27 protein-coding genes are annotated in these 24013 nt (G+C 42.8%); 22 read left to right on the forward strand and 5 right to left on the reverse strand.

The genetic code is table 11. The annotated features are described in order from the left end of the window. Positions 1–3 precede the first annotated feature (3 nt). The 6 genes from ACSAZL_RS14580 to ACSAZL_RS14605 are packed head-to-tail and all read left to right on the forward strand — an operon-like array spanning position 4 to position 4551. Positions 4–696 carry a class I SAM-dependent methyltransferase gene (locus tag ACSAZL_RS14580; RefSeq protein ID WP_440945350.1) on the forward strand — a complete coding sequence of 231 codons (693 nt, stop codon included), beginning with the start codon at positions 4–6 and terminating at the stop codon, positions 694–696. 31 nt (positions 697–727) lie between these two features. Then, the gene (nikB, locus tag ACSAZL_RS14585; protein ID WP_440945351.1) at positions 728–1678 is read left to right on the forward strand and encodes a nickel ABC transporter permease; all 951 of its coding nucleotides are present in this window, start codon (positions 728–730) and stop codon (positions 1676–1678) included. Continuing rightward, complete coding sequence (gene nikC / locus ACSAZL_RS14590; protein WP_440945352.1) at positions 1662–2501, forward strand: nickel transporter permease; 840 nt, start codon at positions 1662–1664, stop codon at positions 2499–2501. Before nikB ends, nikC begins: the two co-directional genes overlap by 17 nt. Position 2502: 1 nt before the next feature. Next, positions 2503–3441, forward strand: coding sequence for an ABC transporter ATP-binding protein (locus ACSAZL_RS14595; RefSeq protein WP_440945353.1), 939 nt, complete (start codon positions 2503–2505; stop codon positions 3439–3441). Further along, entirely contained in the window at positions 3434–4351 is a 918-nt protein-coding gene (locus ACSAZL_RS14600; protein ID WP_440945354.1) for an ABC transporter ATP-binding protein, read from the forward strand. The genes ACSAZL_RS14595 and ACSAZL_RS14600 overlap by 8 nt, the downstream gene beginning before the upstream one ends. Next, positions 4348–4551: a hypothetical protein gene (locus ACSAZL_RS14605; RefSeq protein WP_440945355.1), complete on the forward strand. Its 204-nt coding sequence runs from the start codon at positions 4348–4350 to the stop codon at positions 4549–4551. Before ACSAZL_RS14600 ends, ACSAZL_RS14605 begins: the two co-directional genes overlap by 4 nt. Before the next feature lie 2 nt (positions 4552–4553). Here ACSAZL_RS14605 and ACSAZL_RS14610 read toward each other — a convergent pair whose 3' ends face one another. Both ACSAZL_RS14610 and ACSAZL_RS14615 read right to left on the reverse strand, forming a co-directional pair. Next, positions 4554–5855, reverse strand: a complete 1302-nt coding sequence (locus ACSAZL_RS14610; protein ID WP_440945356.1) for a formylmethanofuran dehydrogenase subunit B — start codon at positions 5853–5855, stop codon at positions 4554–4556. Between the two features lie 203 nt (positions 5856–6058). Beyond that, the gene (locus ACSAZL_RS14615) at positions 6059–6184 is read right to left on the reverse strand and encodes a hypothetical protein (protein WP_440945357.1); all 126 of its coding nucleotides are present in this window, start codon (positions 6182–6184) and stop codon (positions 6059–6061) included. Between the two features lie 388 nt (positions 6185–6572). On the opposite strand from ACSAZL_RS14615, the gene modA reads away from it, so the two are divergent. The 16 genes from modA (at position 6573) to ACSAZL_RS14695 (ending at position 21460) form a co-directional block, all read left to right on the forward strand. Then, positions 6573–7376 carry a molybdate ABC transporter substrate-binding protein gene (gene modA / locus ACSAZL_RS14620; RefSeq protein WP_440945358.1) on the forward strand — a complete coding sequence of 268 codons (804 nt, stop codon included), beginning with the start codon at positions 6573–6575 and terminating at the stop codon, positions 7374–7376. Between the two features lie 566 nt (positions 7377–7942). After that, positions 7943–8152: a TOBE domain-containing protein gene (locus tag ACSAZL_RS14625; protein ID WP_440945359.1), complete on the forward strand. Its 210-nt coding sequence runs from the start codon at positions 7943–7945 to the stop codon at positions 8150–8152. 326 nt (positions 8153–8478) lie between these two features. Beyond that, positions 8479–8688 (forward strand): TOBE domain-containing protein, encoded by a 210-nt coding sequence (locus ACSAZL_RS14630; RefSeq protein WP_440945360.1) that lies wholly within the window; start codon positions 8479–8481, stop codon positions 8686–8688. 393 nt (positions 8689–9081) lie between these two features. Then, positions 9082–9183 (forward strand): ATP-binding cassette domain-containing protein, encoded by a 102-nt coding sequence (locus tag ACSAZL_RS14635; RefSeq protein WP_440945361.1) that lies wholly within the window; start codon positions 9082–9084, stop codon positions 9181–9183. A gap of 60 nt (positions 9184–9243) precedes the next feature. After that, the gene (locus tag ACSAZL_RS14640) at positions 9244–9708 is read left to right on the forward strand and encodes an ABC transporter ATP-binding protein (protein ID WP_440948865.1); all 465 of its coding nucleotides are present in this window, start codon (positions 9244–9246) and stop codon (positions 9706–9708) included. 98 nt (positions 9709–9806) lie between these two features. Beyond that, positions 9807–10118, forward strand: a complete 312-nt coding sequence (locus tag ACSAZL_RS14645; protein WP_440945362.1) for a hypothetical protein — start codon at positions 9807–9809, stop codon at positions 10116–10118. A 1217-nt stretch (positions 10119–11335) separates the two neighbouring features. Next, a complete protein-coding gene (locus ACSAZL_RS14650) occupies positions 11336–12367 on the forward strand; it encodes a FecCD family ABC transporter permease (protein ID WP_440945363.1) in 1032 nt (343 codons plus the stop codon). Continuing rightward, complete coding sequence (locus tag ACSAZL_RS14655) at positions 12364–13146, forward strand: ABC transporter ATP-binding protein (RefSeq protein WP_440945364.1); 783 nt, start codon at positions 12364–12366, stop codon at positions 13144–13146. The genes ACSAZL_RS14650 and ACSAZL_RS14655 overlap by 4 nt, the downstream gene beginning before the upstream one ends. A 120-nt stretch (positions 13147–13266) precedes the next feature. Then, positions 13267–14298, forward strand: coding sequence for an ABC transporter substrate-binding protein (locus ACSAZL_RS14660; RefSeq protein WP_440945365.1), 1032 nt, complete (start codon positions 13267–13269; stop codon positions 14296–14298). Between the two features lie 105 nt (positions 14299–14403). After that, positions 14404–15492: an ABC transporter substrate-binding protein gene (locus ACSAZL_RS14665; protein ID WP_440945366.1), complete on the forward strand. Its 1089-nt coding sequence runs from the start codon at positions 14404–14406 to the stop codon at positions 15490–15492. Positions 15493–15538: 46 nt separating this feature from the next. Continuing rightward, positions 15539–16630, forward strand: a complete 1092-nt coding sequence (locus ACSAZL_RS14670; protein ID WP_440945367.1) for an ABC transporter substrate-binding protein — start codon at positions 15539–15541, stop codon at positions 16628–16630. A 38-nt stretch (positions 16631–16668) separates the two neighbouring features. Beyond that, positions 16669–17361: a GTP-binding protein gene (locus ACSAZL_RS14675; protein WP_440945368.1), complete on the forward strand. Its 693-nt coding sequence runs from the start codon at positions 16669–16671 to the stop codon at positions 17359–17361. Positions 17362–17363: 2 nt separating this feature from the next. Next, positions 17364–18374, forward strand: a complete 1011-nt coding sequence (locus ACSAZL_RS14680; protein ID WP_440945369.1) for an ATP-binding cassette domain-containing protein — start codon at positions 17364–17366, stop codon at positions 18372–18374. Between the two features lie 54 nt (positions 18375–18428). Beyond that, on the forward strand, positions 18429–19559 hold the full coding sequence (locus tag ACSAZL_RS14685; RefSeq protein ID WP_440945370.1) for a homocitrate synthase/isopropylmalate synthase family protein: 1131 nt from the start codon (positions 18429–18431) through the stop codon (positions 19557–19559). After that, on the forward strand, positions 19552–20421 hold the full coding sequence (locus ACSAZL_RS14690; protein WP_440945371.1) for a homocitrate synthase: 870 nt from the start codon (positions 19552–19554) through the stop codon (positions 20419–20421). The genes ACSAZL_RS14685 and ACSAZL_RS14690 overlap by 8 nt, the downstream gene beginning before the upstream one ends. A gap of 100 nt (positions 20422–20521) precedes the next feature. Further along, positions 20522–21460 carry a hypothetical protein gene (locus tag ACSAZL_RS14695; RefSeq protein ID WP_440945372.1) on the forward strand — a complete coding sequence of 313 codons (939 nt, stop codon included), beginning with the start codon at positions 20522–20524 and terminating at the stop codon, positions 21458–21460. 85 nt (positions 21461–21545) lie between these two features. Here ACSAZL_RS14695 and hacB read toward each other — a convergent pair whose 3' ends face one another. The 3 genes from hacB to ACSAZL_RS14710 form a co-directional block, all read right to left on the reverse strand. Next, positions 21546–22040, reverse strand: a complete 495-nt coding sequence (gene hacB / locus ACSAZL_RS14700) for a homoaconitase small subunit (protein WP_440945373.1) — start codon at positions 22038–22040, stop codon at positions 21546–21548. Between the two features lie 80 nt (positions 22041–22120). After that, positions 22121–23218 (reverse strand): ABC transporter substrate-binding protein, encoded by a 1098-nt coding sequence (locus tag ACSAZL_RS14705; RefSeq protein ID WP_440945374.1) that lies wholly within the window; start codon positions 23216–23218, stop codon positions 22121–22123. A 223-nt stretch (positions 23219–23441) separates the two neighbouring features. After that, positions 23442–23999, reverse strand: a complete 558-nt coding sequence (locus ACSAZL_RS14710) for a NifB/NifX family molybdenum-iron cluster-binding protein (RefSeq protein ID WP_440945375.1) — start codon at positions 23997–23999, stop codon at positions 23442–23444. Positions 24000–24013: the final 14 nt, after the last annotated feature.

Raw genomic sequence — 24013 nt, forward strand, 5'->3', positions numbered from 1 at the left:
AAAATGAAAGATAAAATTACAGCACACTGGAACAAGGTTAGTCCGAATTACCGGAAAATGTATCGTGACCACCTTGATGAAGAGATTCTCCTTATGAAAAACCTCTTTTCGGAGAAGCTGCCGGCAGGTAAAAAACTCAATGTCCTTGATATCGGGACGGGACCTGGCATCCAGGCTTTTGTTTTTGCCGAGCTGGGGCACAATGTCACTGCCCTTGATATCTCGGAAGAGATGCTTGCACATGCAAAAGAAGGGGCAAAGAACCGCAATTTATCAATCAGGTTTGTCGAAGGAGACGGAGAAAACCTGCCTTTTGAAGATAGTATGTTCGATATTATCGTCAACATGCACCTTCTCTGGACACTCACGGACCATGATAAATTCTTCAGTGAATGCCGAAGAGTTCTGGTACCCGAGGGCAGGATTCTTGCAATCGACGGTCAATGGTTCCAGCCAGGATACGTGCCAGATAAAAATTACAACCCGGAAGAAAGAAATCACGATGAGTTGATTGAGTATCTTCCGCTTTATGACAGCAACTCACCTGAAATGATTGCAGCAATCATGGAAAATAACGGGTTTTCGGAGGTTTCCTGGAAATCTCTTCCCGAGTATGCCGAGTATATGAAAAGATGCGATCCGGAAGGTTACGACTATTTATCTGTTCCGTACCTTGCTACCGGAATAAGATCTTGAGGAGGAGCTGAAGTTTTCCAGAGGCACTGTAATGCTAAAAGATTATTTCATACGCCGGGCTCTGTATCTCATCCCGGTTCTTATATTTATCTCATTTATGAGTTTCTCACTTACCTATATCGCTCCGGGCGACCCGGCAGAGATTATGATGACGAGTCCCTCGGGTGGATATGATGAGGCAGCTGTTGAAGCGTTCCGTATAGCCCACGGGCTTGACCAGCCGTTTTACGTCCAGTATCTGAACTGGCTCAAAGGCGCGGTTGCAGGAGACTTTGGCTACTCATATATGAGCGAACAGCCGGTGTTTGAAACTGTCCTGAATGCATTCAAAAATACGCTGACACTTTCCGTGCTCGCCCTTGTAATTGCTCTTGTTATTGCCGTTCCGTTTGGCGTAGTCTCAGCCCTGAAACATAACACCATTGTTGACGATGCCTGCCGCTTTGGAGCTCTCTTCGGCGTATCCATACCGAATTTCTGGCAGGCCTATATGATGATTATTCTTTTTTCGGTAATCCTTCACTGGCTACCTGCATCCGGGTTCGGGCACGGAACCGAGATCAGCTACATGATTCTGCCTGCGACTGTCCTTGGAACGGGGTCGGCAGCCGTAATGATGCGGATGATCCGTTCAAGCATGCTGGACGTCATGGGGAAGGAGTACATCCGGACCGCACGTGGAAAAGGGCTTTCGGAAAAGATCGTCATCATCAGACATGCCTTGAAAAATGCGCTTGTCCCGGTTCTCACGGTGGTTGGGCTGTCGATTGGTTTTCTCTTAAACGGCTCGGTTGTTGTTGAAACAATTTTCGGATGGTCAGGAATTGGAAATCTTGTGGTGAACTCAATTCTTTCCCACGATTATATGATGGTACAGGGCTCGGTACTCTTTGTTGCCGTTGTTTTCCTTCTGATCAACTTCTTTGTAGACCTGGTCTACGTTTGGGCAAACCCGGAGATACGTTATGACAGAACTTCTTAAAAACAGGCAAATCGCTCTCTCCCTGATAATTCTTGGGGGGCTTATTTTCATGGCCGTCTTTGCCAATGTTCTGGCTCCATATGATTACACGGAAAAGGACCTGCAGAACCGCCTGCAGCCTCCGTCTTCCGACCACCTGTTCGGGACCGATCACCTTGGCCGTGATATCCTGACAATGGTGATGTACGGTGCCCGAGCATCCCTTTTCGTCGGTTTTGCGGTTGTCAGTGTTTCACTTGCAATCGGGGTCACACTTGGCGTTCTGGCAGGGTACTACGGAGGGTGGATGGACGAGCTTATCATGCGGTTGACGGATAGTTTCCTTGCGTTTCCGTCGATGTTTCTGGCCCTTGCAATTACGGCGTTTCTGGGACAGGGAATGGAAAACATGATGCTTGCTTTAATTGCTGTCGAGTGGACGGTGTTTGCAAGAATTGCCCGCGGTTCGACGCTTGACGTCAAGACAAAAGGCTATTCCCGGGCAGCCCGGTGGATCGGGGCTTCAAACACCTATGTAATGATAAAGCATGTTCTACCAAACATTATCTCTCCGGTTTTGATCATGGCATCACTTGGAATCGGGAATGTGATTCTGGCAGCAGCTGGTTTAAGTTTCCTCGGGCTTGGGGTGCAGCCGTCAACACCTGAATGGGGTGCGATGCTGGATGCTGGAAGGTCATATTTCACAACTGCTCCATGGCTGATGTTTTTTCCGGGGCTTTTTATCATGATTACCGTGCTTGCGTTCAACTATTTTGGTGACGGGTTAAGGGATGCACTTGATCAGAAGATGAAAAATCTTGAGCTTGAAGGGAGGTTCTGATATGTCTGATGTCTTACTGAAAGTATCCGGGGTTTCCGTATCAATCCCAACCGAAAGGGGAGCAGTGCACGCGGTTGATGATGCGGCATTTTCTATTAACAAACATGAGGTGTTTTCACTTATTGGGGAGTCCGGGAGCGGAAAATCGATACTTGGCCAGGCAATAATGAGGCTGCTTCCCCCTAATGCGATGTTTTCGGGGAAAGTGGAACTTGACGGGACGGAAATCTCAGCTCTATCCGAAAAAGAGATGCAGAAAGTCCGCGGCAAAATGGTTGCATCTATTGCCCAGAACCCGTATCTTGCGATGAACCCGGGAATAAGGGTTGGCACTCAGATTGCAGAGCCGATGCAGGTACATCTCGGGATGAGTAAAGAGGGCGCAAAGGCAAGGACATGCCGGATTCTGATGTATTTTGATATCCTCCCTGCCGAAGTGCGGGAAAGGGAATACCCGTTCCAGTACAGCGGCGGAATGCTGCAACGGGCAATGGTTGCAATGGGGACGGCTGCAGACCCCGAACTGATTATCGCTGATGAACCGACAAAAGGCGTTGATGTGCTGAAGAAACGCAATATTGCGGCAATTTTTCATAAGGTTGTCTCGGACGGCTGTGCACTTCTTTTAATTACGCATGATGTCGGTTTTGCCCGGGTGATGTCAGACAAAATCGCAGTAAACTATTGCGGGCAGATTATAGAGATTGCAGGAAAGGAAGCGTTTTTCAAAAAGCCTTTGCATCCTTATTCACAGGCGCTTCTGGATGCGGTGCCGGAGCGCGGCATGCACCCGATTCCCGGCTCGTCACCTTCGATGATTGAGGTGCCGGAAGGCTGCAGATTTCATCCGCGATGCCTGTATAAAACGGATAGGTGCCTGACGGAGCCGCCGGTTGTGGAGCTTGAGGGCAGGTGTGTGAGGTGCTGGATGTATGCTTAAGGCAGAGAATCTGCATTATGTTTATACCTCTGGCCTGATTAAAACCACCAAAAAGACAGCCGTCTGCGGTGTTGATCTTGAAATTTATCCTGGAGAGACGGTAGCTATTGTCGGGGAGTCGGGATGCGGGAAATCGACTCTTGCAAAGCTGCTTGTCCAGCAACTTGCACCGGCTTCCGGGGAAGTATTTTTCGACGGGGCGAAATTAACAGGGATGAGCTGGAAGAATCTCCGGAAGTTTATGGGGAAAATCCAGCTGATCCCCCAGAATCCTGATGATGTGGTTGACCCGAGATGGACGGTTGAGAGGTCGGTTGCCGAGCCTTTTGTGGTTTGCGGAGGCTTTTCCAGAGAGGAGATTTCGGCAAACGTAAATGCCCTGTTTGCAGAAGTGGGGCTTTCTGCGGAACACAAGCCCCGATATCCTCATGAGCTGTCAGGAGGAGAACTGCAGAGGGTGGTAATTGCCAGGGCACTCTCTCTGAAGCCCGAGCTGCTGGTCTGTGATGAGGCGACCTCGATGCTTGATGTGTCGGTGCAGGCGTTTATTGTGGCGGTGCTCAAAGAGCTTCAGAAAAAACGCGGGCTCGGACTTGTGTTTATTACGCATGATTTGGAAGCAGCGAAGGCTGTTTCGGACCGGGTGCTGGTGATGTATGCAGGTGAGGTTGTTGAGGAAGGGAAGGACGTGTTTGACCGGCCTCTGCACCCGTATACGCGTGCTCTTCTGGACGCAGTACGGTATGTGTCGCTCGAACTTGTGCTGCCGGAAGAGGAAGGAGCGCTGCCGGATAGTTTTTCTGGCTGCCCCTACTTTAGATTGTGCCGGGAGAAAACGGACGCGTGTAAAGAGCCGCAGAAACTACGGGATGTCTCGGGGAGATTGGTGAGGTGCTGGAAATCAAAATGACTGCAATCCAGACACTGTTTTATCCAGGACTTACGCGTGCAGTGCAGGGAAAGAAAAAACAAAAAAATTTCTTTCCGGGCTATGGAACTATAAACCAATTATCAGAAACCATCGGTTTCAGAAAAATACATAAAAACCGAGAGATCCGGCTTAAAAATGAGGGATTTTTCCCTCCTACAGGAAGAAACCTTATTTTCTGAGTTCATATTTTTTCTTTGATCTTCACAAAAAGCTGCTTTAAAGTATCTTCATTACTCTTTGTGAACTCAAAGGGGGACTCTGTAAAGGAGTCAAAGTAAATAGCCACATCATCGAGCCTGTAAAAGGTTCCATCGCATTCCATTGCGTCAATTACCCCCGGAAGCACGACATCCGAGGCAACTATAGTAGGACACGGAGCAACGTCCAGGCAGATCAGGGGGATTTCTACAAGGTAAGCCGCACAATCCGCAGGGATCTGATTTAAAAGATCAGCGCATATTACAAAGACAGCGTCTACATCCCTTTCTCGCAGCAGGTCAACAGTGGTGAATTCCCCCGGGTTGTAACGCGGATACCCCCGCATGAAATCAAGCCCGAAAGGATAGCCGTACAGGCTGGATGCGACCTGGTTAAAGCCTGCAACATTGCAGTGACTGCGGAGCACTCCAAAAGTGAACTTGGTATAGCTATTCAGTTCCTTTACGAGGTTCATGGCAATTTCGGCATTTCTGTGTTTTCCGAGTGAAGAAGAAAGCCCAACCCCTGCAGAGATTGAACCGAAGTTGCAGTTCTTCATCATATCGAGCATCTTTTCCATGACCGGAATGGGCACTCCTGTGATCTCTTCTACTGAAGGGTGGGGAGTTTTCCCGTGGAGCAGGGTAAGAAGGGCACTTATCAGTTCGTAGTCCGAGCCTGGTTTGAGCTGCACGTACAGGTCGGAAGCTATGGCAGTCGGAGTTTTTCTCGGGTCCACCGTGATAACTGTCCGGTCAAAACGCCCGCGTCGGGTCCAGTAGCCTCTCGGGAAAACTCCGTACCTTGACATCTGCCTGGGCATGGATTCGAGAGGGTTGGTCCCCCAGTAGATCACAAGGTCTCCCCTGTTTTTCTTCTGTCCTTCCGTTGCACCTGTTTTTCCTGACTCCTGGAGTCCCATAGCTGCCGGCCCGTTCCCGAGAGTGGTATTGGAATCCACAACCGCACCCAGGTATTCTCCGATTAGAAGCCCGATTCCATGCGTTTCGCAGGAAGTATCACTGCCCGTGAAAAGCAGGGGGCGTTTTGCAGAAACAAGGAGGTCAGCAGCTTTTTCAAGGGCTTCGTCCCAGGAAACAGGTTTTAATTTTCCTTCAAGCTTTATAAGGGGCTGCCTGAGCCTCCGGGAACTTTTAAGCACTTTAAACCTGGCATCCCCAACTTTACATATATTTTTAGCTTCGATCACTCCTTTTCCGAATTCAACCTGAATGTCATCGCAGGCAGCCCCACAGGCAGGACAGACTATGTTTTTGGAGAACATAATCACTGCCCCCCGATATTAACTTTCAAAACCGTAAATTCGGCATTCTTTTCGGAAAAGTCAGATAACAGCTTATCATCTTGCATTTTGCGTACCTCTTAACATTGTTCTGTGTGCTGCACAGCAGTTCATTTTTATATGGAATGAACAGTGCGCAGAAATTGTACAGCACTGTATCCTTTTTATGAACTAGTACTTCAATGTCAACAGGTCTGAGGAATACGCCTTTTCCCCTGCAGCCAGGAAGACGGGTGAGGGAACCAGAGAGAGTTCAGGACTTTTCGGATCCCAATAGAAAAAAAACCGTGTTCAAGTTTCTTTGCTGTCATTTACCATTTGCAGATCTCCAGACATGTATTTCAGGAAACAGTTATTTTCCCTTCAATAAATCAGATATGGAGAGCACAAACGTATAGAGTACAAACGTATAGAGTACAAACGTATGGTAGAAATAAGTTATATAAGTTAGATATAAATATGTCGATTCCTCCTGTTTTGAATCAGAAATGACCTGTAGTTTACTTCTTTTGGAGTGACGAATCTGCACAACGTATTTGTGTTTGATTCAGAAACCAGATAATGATAGAGTTCAAAAGTGAAACATGAACCAGTTAAAGAGCTGAAATCAGGAATTATAGACAGAAAAAGTAATTATATAAAAATGAGTTAATATTTCCCATAGAAAAACGGAATTAAGGCTTAGGGAAGGAAGTAAACATGGGGGATAGTGGAAAATTTATTTATGCTATCGTTTTGGGGATATTACTTTTAGCACCCGTGGCCACAGCAAAGCTACCGGCTTGCGAGCAGGAGACCGAAGTGATAAACGTTTCTGCAGCTGCTAGCCTTACTGAAGCTTTCACGGACATAGCTTCCCAATTCGAGGAAAAAAATCCAGGAACGGATGTCAATCTTAGCTTTGGAGGTTCGGGGGACCTGCGAATGCAGATAGAAGAAAAAGCACCTGTAAGTGTCTTTGCCTCAGCTGACGAGCTTCAGATAGACATACTTGAAAATGAATCGCTTATCGATAACTCTACGAGAGAAGTTTTTGCTCAAAATTCACTTGTGCTCATCGTCCCGGAAAATAGCACTCTCAACATAACGAGCCTGGAAGACCTGGCAGATCCTGAGGTAGAAAACATAAGCATTGGAGACCCTGAAACAGCACCTGTGGGCGAATACTCACGCCTTGCACTAACTGAAGCGGGGCTATGGTGCCAGCTTAAAGACAGGATGGTATTTGCCGAAGATGTCAGAAAGGTCCTTGAACGGGTAGAAAACGGGGAAGTGGATGCAGGTATTGTATATATGACCGATGCAAAAGCTGCAAAACCCTGTACCGTAAAAATAGTCACCGGCATACCTGTCAGTACTCCGATAAATTATACAATATCCGTAGTTTCTTCTTCCGAGGATAAGGAAGAAGCGCAGGAGTTTATTGATCTGGTAACAGGGGAAGAAGGACAGGAAATACTTAAAGGGTACGGATTTACGGTATTGGACTGTGCAGTAGCGTAATCATGACCCACATATTTTCAAGAAATGTTCTTGAAGGTATGATTTTCGGGGAAAAGAGCTTGCAGAAGTATTAATAATCATTCTCTTATCCCCATTTCCTTAATTGACTATTTTGTAGATCTCACTGAAATAAGGGAAAAATTTTCAGGTATTACTTTTTTCCTGCTTAATTTTCCTGCTTATTTTTCTTACATATAATAGAAGGAGGAAAACAGATTTTATTTTTGCTTGAGTCTGGCAAAAGGCTATCTCAGGTGTTCTCTTTGCTCCGCACGAACCTGAAAGGAAAAATTTCATAGTACCAATACCTTCCGGAGAGTACAACGTCCGAGGTAACTATGGTCGGACAGGGAGCTATGTTCGGGCAGACCATAGGGAGACTGAGAGGATTTTACAAAGGTAGGCCGCTTGAGAGAAAAAATATAGACTAATGAAAAGCCATTTGAAAACAACAGAAAATTGGAAACTGCCACAAAGTAAGCAAAATGTATAAATATAAATAAATAGGAAAAGATATGGAAAAATAACTAATATAAAAACCCAACAGTTGAATGGAGGAACAAATAATGAAGCTAAGTGCACGCAATGTCTTTAAGGGCAAGGTTAAAAGCATTGTCACCGGGATGGTCAATTCTGAAATTGTAATAGAATTGCCAGGGGGAACAGAGATCACTTCCATCATCACAAAGACCTCAGCTGAAAATATGAAGTTAAAAGAAGGAAGCGAAGTATATGCAGCATTCAAGGCTTCAAATGTGATGATAGCCACAGACTGAAAGCTTTATTTTATCGTCAACTGATGAGAGATATAGTCAGAAATACTAATTCCGCTTTCCGCAGAAGTGCACAAAAAGCCTGCTTGACTCATTAACAGTAGCTTAAAAAAGAAGCAGATAAATCATACAGCTGTGTACACCTACAGAATGTGGATTTATCTTTCCTCAATATTTTTGGAATGAATTTTACTTATACCGCCATATTCCAACTTCCGTGAAATAGAGTCAAATAAACGTAGAAAATGGTAACTGATATCAACTCGGAAGGTTAATATATAGAATAGGTGGGAAATTAATTACCTGCCACCTGAAAGGAGGATAAAACTATGAAACTGAGTGCACGCAATGTCTTTAAAGGCAAAGTAAAAAGTATTGTTATCGGGATGGTCAATGCGGAAATTGTAGTAGAAGTGCCAGGGGGAACAGAAATAACTGCCATCATCACAAAGACTTCAGCTGAAAGTATGAAGTTGAAAGAAGGAAGCGAAGTATATGCAGCATTCAAAGCCACAAGTGTGATGATAGCCACAGATTGAAAGCTTTTTTTCCTTGCATTAAGAGATAAAAATAGTCAAAATGTAGTTAAAACCTTTATTCCGCTTTCCGTGGAAATATACAAAGGCTACCTTTTATTATCAGGGTGGCTTAAAAAGAAACAGATAATTGTATAGCGGTATAATCTGCGGAATGTGGATTTATCTTGTCTGATAGATTCATCTGATCTGAGATGATCTTTAGAAGAAATTATATTTGTTTCACCACTATTCTGGATGCTCGACTTTCAGAGTTCATAATGTTCCTAATTCTCCAAGGAAAAATATTACCTCCTGGATACCAGTAATAGTAAGTTTTTAAAAAGAGATGTGGAAAAAAGCTACAAAGAGAGCTTTTATGTTAGATGTCAACTTTGAAACGAATAAGAACTTGTGGTGCTTTTTGGGCTGTCGGGATCCGGAAAGACCTCGTTGTTCAAATGCATTTCAGGAACCACACAGCCTGATAGCGGAAAAATAACATCACATAGTTGGTAGCGGAAAAATAACTGTAGGGAGTAAAATATACTACGACAAAGACAAAAAATTAACCTGTCAATCCGGAAACGTAATCTTGTCTATGTTTTTCAGAACTATACCCTCTTTCCCCACATGAACGTGAGAAAAAACATCAAATGCGGCCTCAAAAAATTGGAAAAAGAGGACAGGGAAGTAAGGGTTATGGAAATGCTGAACCTGCTCCATATTGAAGAGCTGGAAACCCGCTACCCTTCCAGGATATCAGGTGGACAGAAACAGAGAGTCGCCCTGGCAAGAGCCCTTGCCCCCAAACCGGGGATTTTACCTCTAGATGAACCTTTTTCCGCAATGGACATGGAAATAAGAACCGAACTTGCCGATAAAATAAAGGAATTGCGAAAAAAGATTGAGATACCTCTGTTATTCATCACCCACAACCTTAAGGAAGCTTTCCTGCTGGCCGACAGGATCTTATCTCACATAGAAGAAAGATCCAGCAGTTCGGAACTCCGGAAGAAATCTTCTATCAGCCTGAAAATCTGAATGCGACAGAACTCATAGGGATATCAAATATTTTTGACGATGCCTATGTTGAAGAGCACGATAAAGAGTCAAAAAGTACAGTATTAAAAAGTGGAGACATGAGAATAAAAACAGAATCTCCGAACTTCAAAGCAGGGGATAAAGTTTCATTGGGAATCCACCCGGAGAACATAACTCTTTTGCCGGCTTCCGGCTCTGAAGATCAGGATGAAAAAATTCATTCTGCACATGTGAACAATATCATAAATAACGGACCTAAAAAAAGAATTACCCTTAAACTTGTAAGATATGACAATACTCTGATTGCAGAAGTGCCTGCACAATTTGTTGATTCCCTGGAACTGCATGCAGGTGATTTCTGCCTGGTCAGACTGGAAATGAATAAAGTAGTAACATTCCGTAATTTCTGACTCAACAAATAGAATATTTTATTGTAGATAGGATATTGATTATGGTAGGATACTGACAGTTCACCATTGCATAATTGCTTTTTCAAACTCAAATGGCAGTAACGAGCTAATATTTACTTAAGCTCTGTACTGGAATTCTCTTGCCAGTGTATTTTACCTTTCCGGACTCTTCTCGTTTTTGTAGAGAATATAAATAATACTGAAGATACAATCTAGCGGACCAATAAGGAAAATATGGTACAAGGGTTTGGTTTTCAATAAGTATTTTCAGTTTATACGTTTTACTTTTCCAGGAAATGGATCAAATTACCCCTCTTGAAATACCGAAGAGCCCGGATTTACTTGTTATTCTATTCTGAAATATCTAATACTTTTCTTATTACATCCGTGAAATCTTTCTCTGTGTTTTCTTCGCTCGCTTTTGAATTTGTCTCCTGTATTTATATATTCGCAGGCGAGTTGTTTATCTTGTTCTTTCTAATCTCGTTCTTTAGCTCTTTAATCTCTGTATTTATTTTCTCGATTTCATCATGTAGATTCTGGAATCTCGTTTCACATTCAGCACCCAGGTTCTAACCTCCTTAGTTACGCAACCGAATCACAAATATCGACTTTGAGACTGTTGCAAATGATGCACGTCAATCTCCACCATTTAAATTTCATAACCATGAATACGAACTCATTTAACCTGATAATGATAGTATACTTAGTATTTTGCTGAACAATGGCTTTTCGATACTACTTTTTCCATGAAAAGACATTTTTCTTATTTACCTCCTTTATATTTGTATAAGGAATAGGTTTATTTCATCATAGCCAATTTTTATATATAGGAATACAGTAACCTATTTCCTATTCATGATATAAATAGATACTCATTTGACGAATGATTTTGCATTTGGAGCTCCAAGCTGTAATCTTTCTATTTCCAAGCAAAGCGTTATGTCTCATTTGACATATCTGTTTCCAATTACGGTTTTACAAGTGCTCCTTTTTAGAGAACCAAGATCTCAGTTTTATACTCACAAAATACTTTTTTCGCTTTTACATCTCTTGTTATTGTTTATTTGTAGGAACGCCCATACAATTAATATTTTTATATAGATACTTATTTATACAATAAAATAGGTAATTAATTTCTGTATTCCAGTATATAAGAATTGTTGTGTTCAAACAAACATAATGAATATGTACATAGATCTGGTGTGGAAAGAACAATGAACAGGCGAATAAACAGGGAAACCATCAGGAATATTTCTTCAACAACTGTGCTGCTAGCACTCCCGATCATTTTATTTTTTGGATCTTTTATGATTGGCCGATATCCAGTGTCTCCCCTGGACGTAATACTTGCCATTGTATCGGTTTTTGTGCCTATGGAAACAAATTTGGATCCCACTATTTATACAGTAGTATGGGACATACGTTTGCCCCGCATAATAGCTGCGATGATTGTAGGTGCAGCTTTATCAATTTCAGGAGCTTCTTTTCAGGGAACTTTCCAGAATCCGCTGGTATCCCCGGATATCCTGGGTGTTTCTTCAGGTGCGGGTTTTGGAGCTGCAATAGCTATTTTGTTCGGTTTTTCCATGGCGATGATTCAGATTACAGCTTTTTTATTCGGCCTCCTTGCGGTTTTCCTCACTTACTTCCTGAGTAAAAGATTTAAGGGCAATACCGTTTTGATGATGGTGCTGGGCGGGATAGCTATTGCAGCACTCTTTTCCGCTTTCATTTCATGTATCAAATATCTTGCAGATCCGGACAGTAAGCTCCCTGAGATCGTATACTGGCTTATGGGCAGCCTTTCTGCGGTTGAAAGCAGCAGTATGTTGATGATAGCAGGACCGGTTCTGGTTGGGTTTACAGTATTACTGCTTATCGGATGGAGAATTAATGTCCTTTCAATGAGTGACGACGAAGCACGCTCACTTGGCATAAACACGGAGAAAATGAGACTGTTGATAATTTTTTGCTGCACACTCCTAACAGCTGCTGCTGTAAGTATTAGTGGAATCATTGGCTGGGTGGGCCTTGTAATACCTCACGCGGCCAGAATGCTTGTAGGTCCGGATCACAGGAAGCTTTTACCTGCAAGCATTTCACTTGGAGCTGCTTTTCTCCTGCTGGTGGATGATGTGTGCAGAACAGCCACATCTATCGAAATTCCTCTGGGAATATTAACAGCCATTATAGGAGCACCTTTTTTTGTGCACCTACTCCAAAAAGGCTACGAGGGATGGTCGTGAGAAATATTATGGATATAAAGAATGCAGAATTTTCTTACAACGGAAAGGAAAGCATCTTCCGAAATGTGAACATCTCAATTGAAAGAGGAGATGTCCTGTGTATATTAGGACCCAATGGAACCGGAAAATCAACATTAATCAAATGTATGAGCAGCCTGCTTAAACTAAAAAGTGGCAAGATATTATTGAAGGACAAAAACATATATTCAATGAATAATACCGAAATCGCCAAGGTCATGGGGTACATACCCCAATCAAACAATTCAACCTTTGCATATTCAGTTCTTGATATTGTTTTAATGGGCAGGACTCCCTATTTAAGCGTAACATCGGTTCCCGGGAAAAATGATTATAAGATAGCTGAAGAAGCTCTGGAAAATCTTGGAATTCTGCACCTGAAGAATAAAAGCTACACTGAGATCAGCGGTGGAGAAAGACAGCTCGTACTGATGGCCAGAGCAATAGCCCAAAGACCCGAAATTCTTCTTCTGGACGAACCTACATCTCATCTGGATTTCGGGAACCAGATACGAACACTCAAAGTCATAAATAAATTGTCTAAAAGTGGACTATCAGTTGTTATGACTTCTCATTTTCCAGACCATGCTTTTTTATCATCCAATAAAGTCGCTATAATGAATCAGGGCACAATTATGGAGATAGGAACCCCTGGAACCGTAGTCACAGAAGAAAATATGAAACGAGCCTACGGCATAGACGTAAAAATACTGGATGTGGATGAACAAAGAAAAGCATGCATACCTATGCAGATACAATAACCATAAGGGGCTATGAAAACAAATCGATCCGGGCATACGATGGGAAACTAAGGTGATTGGATGGATAAAAAGGGTATGGTGGCTATCATTGCAGTTATTGCAATTTTATCCATTGCAGGCGTGGGTTACAGTAACACAAGGCCTGATCTAGATAGTAACATCGGGATAAGAGCTGATCAGGGCGTTCAGATAACAGACCAGACGGGAAGAGTTGTAACTGTGCCGTCGAATGTGACTCATGTGGCTGCTCTTGCCGGTCAGTCATATGAAAAACTAATTTTGCTAAATCAGACCGACAAGATGGCAGTGACAATATCGGCATGGACCAATCTGCCTTGGTCATATAAGATAGCCCCACAGTTGAAAGATATCCCTATAGAAAACGATCCCAATGTTGAAGATCTTATCAGCAAAAAAGTGCAGGTCGTTTTTTGTTTGTCATACGACGGTAATAAGGAGAAACTGAATTCGAGCAATATAGCTGTTGTGATCACTCAGAAGAACTCGGGAAACCCCGAGAACGCAGACTCATTTGTTAAGTACGTGAAACAGGAAATAGCGCTTTACGGTGAAGTTATGGGCCCGGATGCGGAGGAAATTGCTGATGAATGGGGTACGTACTTCGATCAGAAAGTGAATTATGTGACATCGAGAACTGCAAACCTTACAGACAGTCAGCGTCCCAAAGTGTATTATGCCAGAGGTCCGGATGCGATAACAACACAGGGTAAAAACTCTTATACACAGTTTTACGTGGAAATGGCCGGTGGCGACTACGTTGCAAAAAATACCAATAAAGAAGGACTTCAAAGCGTCACAATGGAACAGCTACTGGCATGGAATCCTGATGTAATTTTTATAGGCCGGGTTAACAGTACGGATATAATTACAAATGACACTCGGCTGAGTAACGTAAAAGCCGTACAGGATGACAGGGTGTATCTCTGTCCGCAGGGAGTGGCCTACTGGGATTACGGCGCTGAAGGGGTGTTACTTATGGAGTATTTTGCCAAAACCCTGCATCCTGAGCTATTTGAAGACCTGAACATGACCAGTGAGGTCAAAGATTACTACTCGAGGTTCTACCATTATAACCTGACAGACGAGGAAGCAAACAGGATACTGCAGCATCTCCCACCTGCCAGTTATTAATGCTTTTGAAGAAATCGACAGCAACGAAGGCATAAAATTAATTGTACCTTCATCGGTCAAAGAAAAAAATCAATACAAAATTAAAATGGAGTTCAAGGTGATTGAATGGATAAAAGGGGAATAATGGCTGTTGTTGCGCTTATTGCAGTCCTTGCAATAGTATCCGTTGCTGCACATGTAGGTCATAGTAACACAAAATCTGATCAAAGTAGTGAGATAGAGTCTGATAAATACGTTCAGATTACGGATCAAGAGGGACGAGTTGTAACTATACCAGCAAATGTGACTCATGTCGCTGCTCTTGCCGGTCAATCATATGAAAAATTAATTTTGCTAAACCAAACAGACAAAATGGCAGTGACAATACGTGTGTCCAATGATTTCCCATGGGCCTATAAGGTAGCTCCGCAGTTGAGAAATATCCCAATGAATGGAAATCAACAAAATCCTAATGTTGAAGATCTCATAAGCAAAAAAGTACAGGTAGTATTTTGCCTGGATTTTACAAGGGATAAATTAAATTCGAGTAATATTCCTGTTGTGGTCACTCAGAAAAACTCAGGAAATCCTGATAACGTAGACTCATTCGTTAAATATGTGAAGCAGGAAATCGCGCTTTACGGTGAGGTAATGGGGCCGGATGCAAAAAAGACTGCTGACGAATGGGGTGTATACTTTGATCGGAAGGCAAATTATGTGACATCGAGAACTGCAAACCTTACAGATAGTGAGCGCCCAACAGTATACTATGCCAATGATGCAATGACAAATCAGGGTAAAAACTCTTATCCGCAGTTTTATGTGGAGATGGCTGGCGGCAAATATATTTCAGGAGATACGGAAGGGATTGAAACAATTACACCGGAGCAGCTGCTTGTATGGAATCCTGATGTAATCTATGTAGGACATGTTAACAGTACAGATATATTTACGAACGATTCCAAGTTCATTAATTTAAAGGCTGTACAGAATAACAGCGTATATCTCTGCCCGCAGGGAGTGGCCTGGTGGGATTATGGTGCAGAAGGGGTACTACTCATGGAATATTTTGCCAAGACCCTGCATCCTGAGTTATTTGAAGACCTGAACATGACCAGTGAGGTCAAAGATTACTACTCGAGGTTCTACCACTACAATCTGACAGATGATGAAGCAAACAGGATACTGCAGCATTTGCCGCCTGCAAGCTCATGATACGAAAACAAGAGAAACGACAAAATGAGGGGGTGAAAACATTAAGGTGGAAAATAGAGATACTTTAGATTTCCGTACAGAAGGAAATGACTACAATTTCGAAACCGAACTTTATAGCGGTAACCTGCCACCCGGAGAATTTGACTTTATGGGACGAATTCCGGTCCCCTTAAAGTATACGTTCAAGGATGGTTTGGAAGCCGTACTAAAGAATTATCGGATTGAAAAAGGAATCCGGCTCAAATGCTATTTTCCGATGGGTGGAGGAAGCGGCTATTCACCTTTTCAGAATATTCACGAGGTTGACAACATTGATGATTTTCCCAACATAGTGTTGTCTTCATCGTTTGATAATGTATTTGAGAAAAAATTTTTCGGGAAATTTATTGATAAGGGTTATTTCCAAGCGTGCCAACCCAAACCGCTACCTCCCATATATGCTGAGTGCGGGATCGAAGATCCTGAAAAGCAATTCACTATTTTTGCCGTGGTTCCTATTGTTTTTCTTGTAGACCATCGGAGGCTTGGCGGCCTGCCCATCCCAAGGCATTGGAGTGACATTCTTGACCCGATTTACCATGACAAGATAATAGTCGGAGGCTGGCGGAAAGATGAAAAAAGCCCGTATTCCGAGTTTAACACGTTTTTATTTTTAAATATATATAAAGACCACGGCGTTCAGGGCATAAAGCACCTCGCGTATAATACGAAAAACATGCTGCATTACGTTCACATGTCGAGAATTGCAGGTTCGGATAGCGAGCTTGGCGCAGCCATATATATCATTCCCTGGTTTCTGGCCGATATTTGTCCAAGACGCGGGAAGACTTCAGTGATATGGCCGGAAGACGGGGCTCTGGCGTTCCCGTTTTATATTTTAGTCAAGAAATCAAAGCTGGAGGAACTGGATGTATTGATAAAGTACACTACCGGTAGAAAAATAGGACAATATTTATCCGACAATTGCTATCCGCCATTAAGTCCTGAAGTGGAGTACAGATATCCGGAGAATGCAAAATTGAAATGGCTGGGATGGGATTATGTGCGTTCCAACGATACCATGGAATTAATCCGACGGGCATCAGAAGTATTTTTTGAAGTATGGCAGCCGCTCCATTTTACCAAAATTGATACTTAAGAGAGACAAAATTCCAAAACCGAAAGGAGATCCGCGAGATGAGATTAATTACAGTGGCAGGGCCGCCTTCAGTTGGAAAAACTTCAGTCATACTGAAAACGGTTGAACACTTAAAAGAAGAAGGGAAAAAAATAGGCATTATCAAGTTTGATGCACTTTCCACAAAAGACGACCTTGCGTATAAAAAAATGGGACTACCGGTCATGGTCGGACTCTCTGGAAATCTATGCCCTGACCATTTCTTTGTGAGTAACGTTGACGAATGTCTGACCTGGGGATTAAAAAACGAACTGGATATGCTTATCACCGAGAGTGCAGGTTTGTGCAACAGATGCTCACCCCATATAAAAGGAGTGCTGGGGGTATGTGTTATTGATAACCTTGCGGGGGTCCATACACCAAAAAAAATCGGCCCGATGTTAAAATTAGCGGATATTGTTGTTATCACAAAGGGCGATATTGTATCGCAAGCAGAAAGGGAAGTTTTTGCCTTCAATGTAAGATTGGCAAATCCGAAGGCCGAAATTATGTTTGTCAATGGTATTACCGGGCAGGGAGCTTTTGATTTAAGTTATTATTTGCATAGCGCAGCTGAAGTGGACGCACTGGAAGGGAAAAAATTGCGTTTTTCCATGCCGTCAGCCGTATGCCCTTATTGTGTGGGAGAAACTGTAATCAGTAAAGACTACCAGCGCGGCAATGCAAAAAAAATGATTTTTAAGGAGGTGTAAAAGTGAACGATCAGCTGTTAACTTCATCGATTAAAGATATTTTGAATTTCCATCCTTTCATCATGGATTTTTTTGCATCAATCGGACTAAAAGAACTACCCCGGTCCTTGACCTTACATGATTGGCTTGCAGGATTGACCGATGAATTCCTGAGGGATTCGGGAATGGATCGGAAACGGATATTAAACCATATCGAAGAAATAATCCAGATAAATGCCATTCCCGAGAAACAACATCAGGTAAGCTCCCTTACAGTAATTGGGGGAAAAGATAAGTACGGCAATCCGGAGAATGCGAGTATTACATTGAAGCCCGGAGAGGTAGTTTGTATCGTTGGCCCTACCGGTTCTGGAAAAAGTCGACTGCTTGCGGATATTGAATGTATGGCCCAGAAAGATACGCCGACAGGGAGGCAGATTTTAATAAATGGCTGTGTACCTGAAGCGCAGAAACGCTTTTCGATGAACCAGAAGATAGTGGCACAATTGTCTCAAAACATGAATTTTGTTGTAGACCTTACAGTAAAAGAGTTCATCACAATGCATGCCGAGTGCCGCATGATTTCAAGGAAAGATGAAACAATCAACGACATAATTTATATGGCAAATGAACTGACAGGAGAAAAATTCAGTGCCGATGTTTCAATTACCCAGCTTAGTGGGGGGCAGACACGTTCGTTAATGATTGCGGATACGGCTTTATTAAGTGCTTCTCCTATCGTTTTGATTGATGAGATCGAGAATGCAGGAGTTAACAGGAAAAAAGCGCTGGAACTTCTGGTTGATAAAGAGAAAATAGTGCTCGTATCTACCCATGATCCACTGTTAGCTTTAATGGGCGATCGTCGGATTGTAATCAGGAACGGGGCAATATCCAATATTATTGAAACAAGTAAGCAGGAAAGAATGAATTTGGAATACATGGAGTTTCTGGATTGCAAAATGACGGAACTGCGTGATATGTTGAGAAACGGAGGGCGGATTGATACCGAACTCAACTGGTGTTCTGGATGATGAAAAACAAAAAGAGGCCTTTCTAAATTTTGAATTATCGGCGGAGGAAGCGAGTTGAAAACAGACATTAAGATTTCAATTGTGGACCATACAATCAATGAGGTCATACGCCTGGGAGTTAATAACCCTGCCGATGTAAGGTTTATGCTGTCAGTTCTGAAAAAGTACTCATTCGATACGGCAGATGTCTCATTGAATAATTTAGAAAAAAATATGGTCGGATTTGAAGCTGATGAATTTTCGGAAAGTATAAGATGCAGAGTAAAGTGTTCCGGACAGGAGATATTCAGGACGAAAAAGCTCGGTTTTTCCAAAATAGTAATAAACACTTCTCTAAACCCTCTCACCCCCATACAGGATACGCTTGAACCTGTATTGCAAATGGCCTGTAGCAACGACCAGGAAATTTATTTGAGCATTGACAATGCTCTGGAATTCTCAATAAGAGACTTAGAAGCAGTATATCCTCTTATTGCCGAATACGGGATAAAAAGGTTAATACTGGGCGATAGAAACGGGAAAATGGACCCTTTCACCACCTATGATAAGCTTGGCTCTTTAGGGAATACAATGCAATGTCCTGTTGAATATGTGGGGTGCAACGATTACGGGACTGCTACAGCCAACACGCTTTCAGCATTAAGAGCAGGCGTTGAATATGTCGCAACGGCAGTCAGCGGTATCGGGATTCCGGGAGTAGCGGCCATGGAAGAGGTTTTGATGGCAGCAAGGCATTTGTGGAAAAATGAACAGGTGCCCAATGGATATAGCATTGCGACAGATTGTGAGAATATTTTATACAGGGCTGGTATTATGTTGCCCGGAGAAAAGGCCATTATAGGGAAAAATGTATTTGCGCATGAATCCGGGATTCACGTTGACGGCGTCCTTAAAAATCCTAATTTATACGAAGCGATTAAGCCGGAAGAGGTGGGCTTGCACAGGCTTTTAGTAATTGGAAAACACTCGGGGACAGCATCGTTAGTGCAGAAGCTCCGGCATCTGGGTTTATCTTTGAGTCCCGAGAAAGCAGCTGCATTGCTCGAGAAAGTAAGAAATACTGCGATCCTGCAAAAGAAACCGTTAACGGATTTGCAGCTTAAAACTCTTTACGATTTGCAGATGGAATCGGTAAAAGACTCGAATATTCATTTATCAGGTAAAGGAGAAATGCCCTGTGACTGAAAATGAAAGCTTTGAAATCGTTGATACCACTTTGCGTGATGGGGAACAATCTGCAGGTGTTGTATTTTCGATTGAAGAAAGGATGAATATCATTTCGGCTTTAGATAAAGCAAACGTGAAATGGATTGAAGCCGGCATCCCTGCTATGGGCAAACAGGAATGTGAAGCTCTGAGCCTTATGCTCGAACTCCCGATAAAATCGAATCTTATTGCGTGGAACAGGGCAAATTTAAAGGATTTAAAGGCATCTATCGATTGCGGGTTTAAATTTGTTCATGTTTCCCTGCCGGTATCTGACCTGCATATAGAATACAAGCTTCAAAAAAGCAGGGTCTGGGTGTTAGATCAATTGAAGACATGCCTGGAATATCTCAAAAACTGTGGGATAACGATTATTGTAGGAGCGGAGGACGCATCCAGGGCAGACCCGGAGTTCTTTCTTCAATATGCAGATATTGCGGCTTCTTACGGTGCGATAAGGATACGATATTCGGATACGGTCGGATGCCTGGATCATTTTACGACTTATAACAAAATCGAAAGCATTGTAAATCGCAGCCCTCTTCCTGTTGAAATTCATGCACACAATGATTTTGGCCTGGCCCTGGCAAATACCCTGGCGGCATACAGAGCGGGAGCAAAGTTTGCCAGCGTGACAATAACAGGGATCGGCGAACGTGCAGGAAATGCGTCAATGGAAGAAACAGCCGTGTCTTTAAAACACTTTTACAACTATGATTGCGGAATTGAACTTGAAGCTTTAACGTCCCTGGTTGAGATGGTCTCAAAAGCGAGCGAAAGAACATTGTTCCCGTATAAACCGGTAGTTGGACCCTTTACACAAAAGATTTTAGATAATTAATATAATTTAACTCTATTTTTATTCTTAATACACAGTATTGCTTTTCAGGATATGAGCTAAAGCAAAAAATTTGATTCATTTTTTAGTAAGGGTGATACAAATGTTCACTGTTGAAACAAGCAACATAAAAGGAATTACAAGCTTTACCACGTATGACAGTGGTGGACTGAAAGAGTGTAAGCTTAATGAGTACAATTTAATCCACACAAAATACGGGGACTTTGTTCCTCAGTACGGAAACCCCGGAATAAGGAGAAAGCAGTTAAATGCCCTTTCATTTTATAAGAGTGGGAAAGTTAAAAACATTTCACTGGAGCAGCAGACAGAAATAAGCACCTCAATAGGCAATTTTCCGGCTGAATTGGTCACTTTTTTTGAAGATGGCTCGCTCAATAGTTTATTCCCGTTAAACGGGCAAATAAGCGGCTTCTGGTCGGAAGAAGAGGAAAGTGCCCTGGCGCAGAAATATGATTTCACATTTCCGTTCGGGAGCTTCAGTGCAAAAATAATCGGCCTGCGTTTTTATCCGGACGGAAAAGTCAGAAGCCTGATCCTGTGGCCGACAGAAAGAATCGCAGTTGACACACCGGCAGGAAAAATTCCCATCCGGACAGGGTTCAAGCTTTTTGAAGACGGGAGTATGGAATCCGTGGAACCGGCGCAACCGGTTCCTGTTGAAACCTCTATCGGTTTGATCAATGCATATGATGCGGCTGCAGTGGGTATCGATGCTGATGTAAATTCCCTGCGCTTTGATAGGAACGGAAGGTTAACTTCTCTTGCTACCTTTGACATCATTTCGGTCAAAAAAAGCAACGGCGAAATGAAAGTAACTTTCCCTAAGCTGAAACCCGGCCTGACGGAAGAGTATGAAAAAGTGCCGATAAAATTGAGTTTTGACGGGGATACCGTAACTATTGATGACGGGACTAAAGCAAACGAATACAGGATATCCGATTCCATGTTCAAAATCACAGGCGGGGACTATACGGAAGCTCCAACTTGCGGAGATTGTTCTAAGTGTAAGGGCTGCATGTAACTCGATTTCGATTGTTACTGAGAGATTTCGATTATTACCGAGACCCGGATTAGTTATCATTTGGATTAGTTATCGGATTCGGTTATTATTTTTGCTCACTCCTAACCTTTTTTCTGTGAGCTACAAGTCCGCCGTCATTGAGCATATCGAGCAGGAAATCAGGCAGTTTGTTTCCTTTGAATGTGCCCTTTTCCGGAACCAGAACTTCCCCCTTGAGCAGGTCAACTTTAATCTCGTCTCCTTCCTGACACTCGACATCTGCTTCCATGAGAGGCAGTCCTATATTGATTGCATTTCTAAAAAAGATCCTTGCAAAAGACTTTGCCACAATACAGGCTATTCCGGCGTGTTTCAAAGCGAGGGGAGCCTGCTCCCTTGATGAACCGCACCCGAAATTAGTGCCTGCAACAATGATATCTCCGGGTTTTGCTTTTTTTGTGAACTCAGGGTCAATGCCTTCCATCGCATGAGTTCCGAATATCTGCATATCCCTGGTTCGCAGGTATTTCCCTGGGATAATCGCATCGGTATTAATGTCATCTCCGAATTTCCAGACTCGCCCTACAATAGGATTTGCCATCACCCTCACCTGAAAGTAAATTTTTTAATGCATTTATACCTTAAAAAGCACTGAAATTTTCCCAAACTGCCGGTCAGATATTAATTTGGAGCCTCTGCATTCAGAATTTTTTGAACTTCCCCATCCGTAAGTTCATACTCAAAGAAAGTTTTGTAGAACCACTTTGTTTCATTATTTATGTCAATGAACTGAAACTTATCCGGATTGATGGTTTTTGCAGCCCATTGAATCTGGAGCGCTTCTTCTGCTCCGGCCCGGCTCCAGATAAATGCTCCTTCCGGATTTAGAAACACCCTGTTATCCTGAACTGCTTTAACTTTTTTCCATTGATCACTGTTCATAATTTGTTCTTTCTCCCGGGATTTGGCGTTCACACTGAGAATAACCACATCCGGGTTCCACTTTAATATTTGTTCCATTGAAACTTCCTGCATGATGCCCCCTTTTACCTCTTCGGCTGCATTAACCCCTCCTGCGGCCTCAATCCAATCGCTTATAATATTTCCACCGCCATCTACACACAAAGGTGATAGTGATACGAGATGGAGAACTTTTGGTCTTTCTTCGTAAGGTATTTTGGATGAGATATTTTTTACAGATTCTAATTTGCTATCCAGATATGCATTATATTTCTGTGAACGCTCCAAAGCTTCTTCGTCTCCCAATACATTCGCAGTATCTGAAAAACATTTTTTCATAGAATCAAAATCTGTGAAACTTACCTCCACAACAGGAACTCCAAGATTGGATACTTTCTCTATATTTTTATCTCTGCTTGGCATGAAAACAACATCCGGCCTGGTGGCAAGCAAAGCTTCCACATCATATGTTGGGCTGAGTGTTACAGCGTTATAATAGGCCGGACAAACTTTATACGCCCATGGTCTTGTTTTGGGGCTGAACATTGTTGCAATAATCCTGTCGTCAGCTCCTAGCATGGCAAGCACTTCATTATGTCCCATCCAGGTATCCGCAACCCTTTCTACCTTTAAAGGAACCTGAACTTGTCGACCTAACGAATCAGTAACAGTCCTATTCTCCGCGTTTTCATCGTTTGAAGCGGATACGCCTTTTGTGCTCCCGTGTTCCTGCGAGCTGATTTTTTCTTCCATACAGCCAGTGAAAAATAATACCGATAAGAGTGCGATGAAGAGAATAGTTATTATTTTTTTGTTCATTCAGGTACCTCTTTTTATTCTTAGAATTCAGCACTAATTTCCAGGAAATATTCATTGTAAGGATTCGTCCGGCTATACCCCCGGCTATCAGAAGGAAAATGCTTCCAAAAAACTTTGCATCAAGAGGAAAATAACGGTTGACGATTTATTAAATTCCGGAATCGAGGAAAACTATCGAAATTCTGAAATAATGCCGTATAATTCGGTTTGCCGTATAACTCGGTTAAATTTTATACCTGTTTCTCTGTTTCCCCACCATCTGCAAATACTTTAATCCACACTCTATAGTATAACAATATTCAACGCAATCAATCCCGTATTCTTGAAGCTTTTTTTGCGCTCCTGACCCGATTTTCATGGTAAGCACGGCATCACAATCCGAAATCGACTTTATTGTTTCGTTTTTCTCAAGGGGTTCCACATCGACTCCGCGGCCTCCATTGCAGTATTTCTTTGTTGAACGCGTCTCAAGAAATTTGCAATCCTGACCTTCAATCGCAAAAATCATAAAAGTAGTTGCTTTCCCGAAATGCTGGTCAACAAGCTTTCCTCCTCTGGAAGTGACCGCTACCTTGAATATCCCATTGTCCCTATTTTCAACCTCTTTTTTTTGCTTATCCCGCACAAGCGTATTGTCTGCAAGTTCTCTTGAATAACCTTCGGTAAGCACTTCTTCTTTATTCAACAACCCCACACCTTCCCCCAGAAAACCTGCGGTATTTGCCAGCAAGGCTCCATGCATCCGTACACTCTTTTTTAAAGCTGTGCATGCACAATCCACGTTGTCACCTCAAT

Origin of the sequence: Methanosarcina mangrovi, from assembly GCF_052057765.1 — an archaeon.
Taxonomy (GTDB): Archaea; Halobacteriota; Methanosarcinia; order Methanosarcinales; family Methanosarcinaceae; genus Methanosarcina.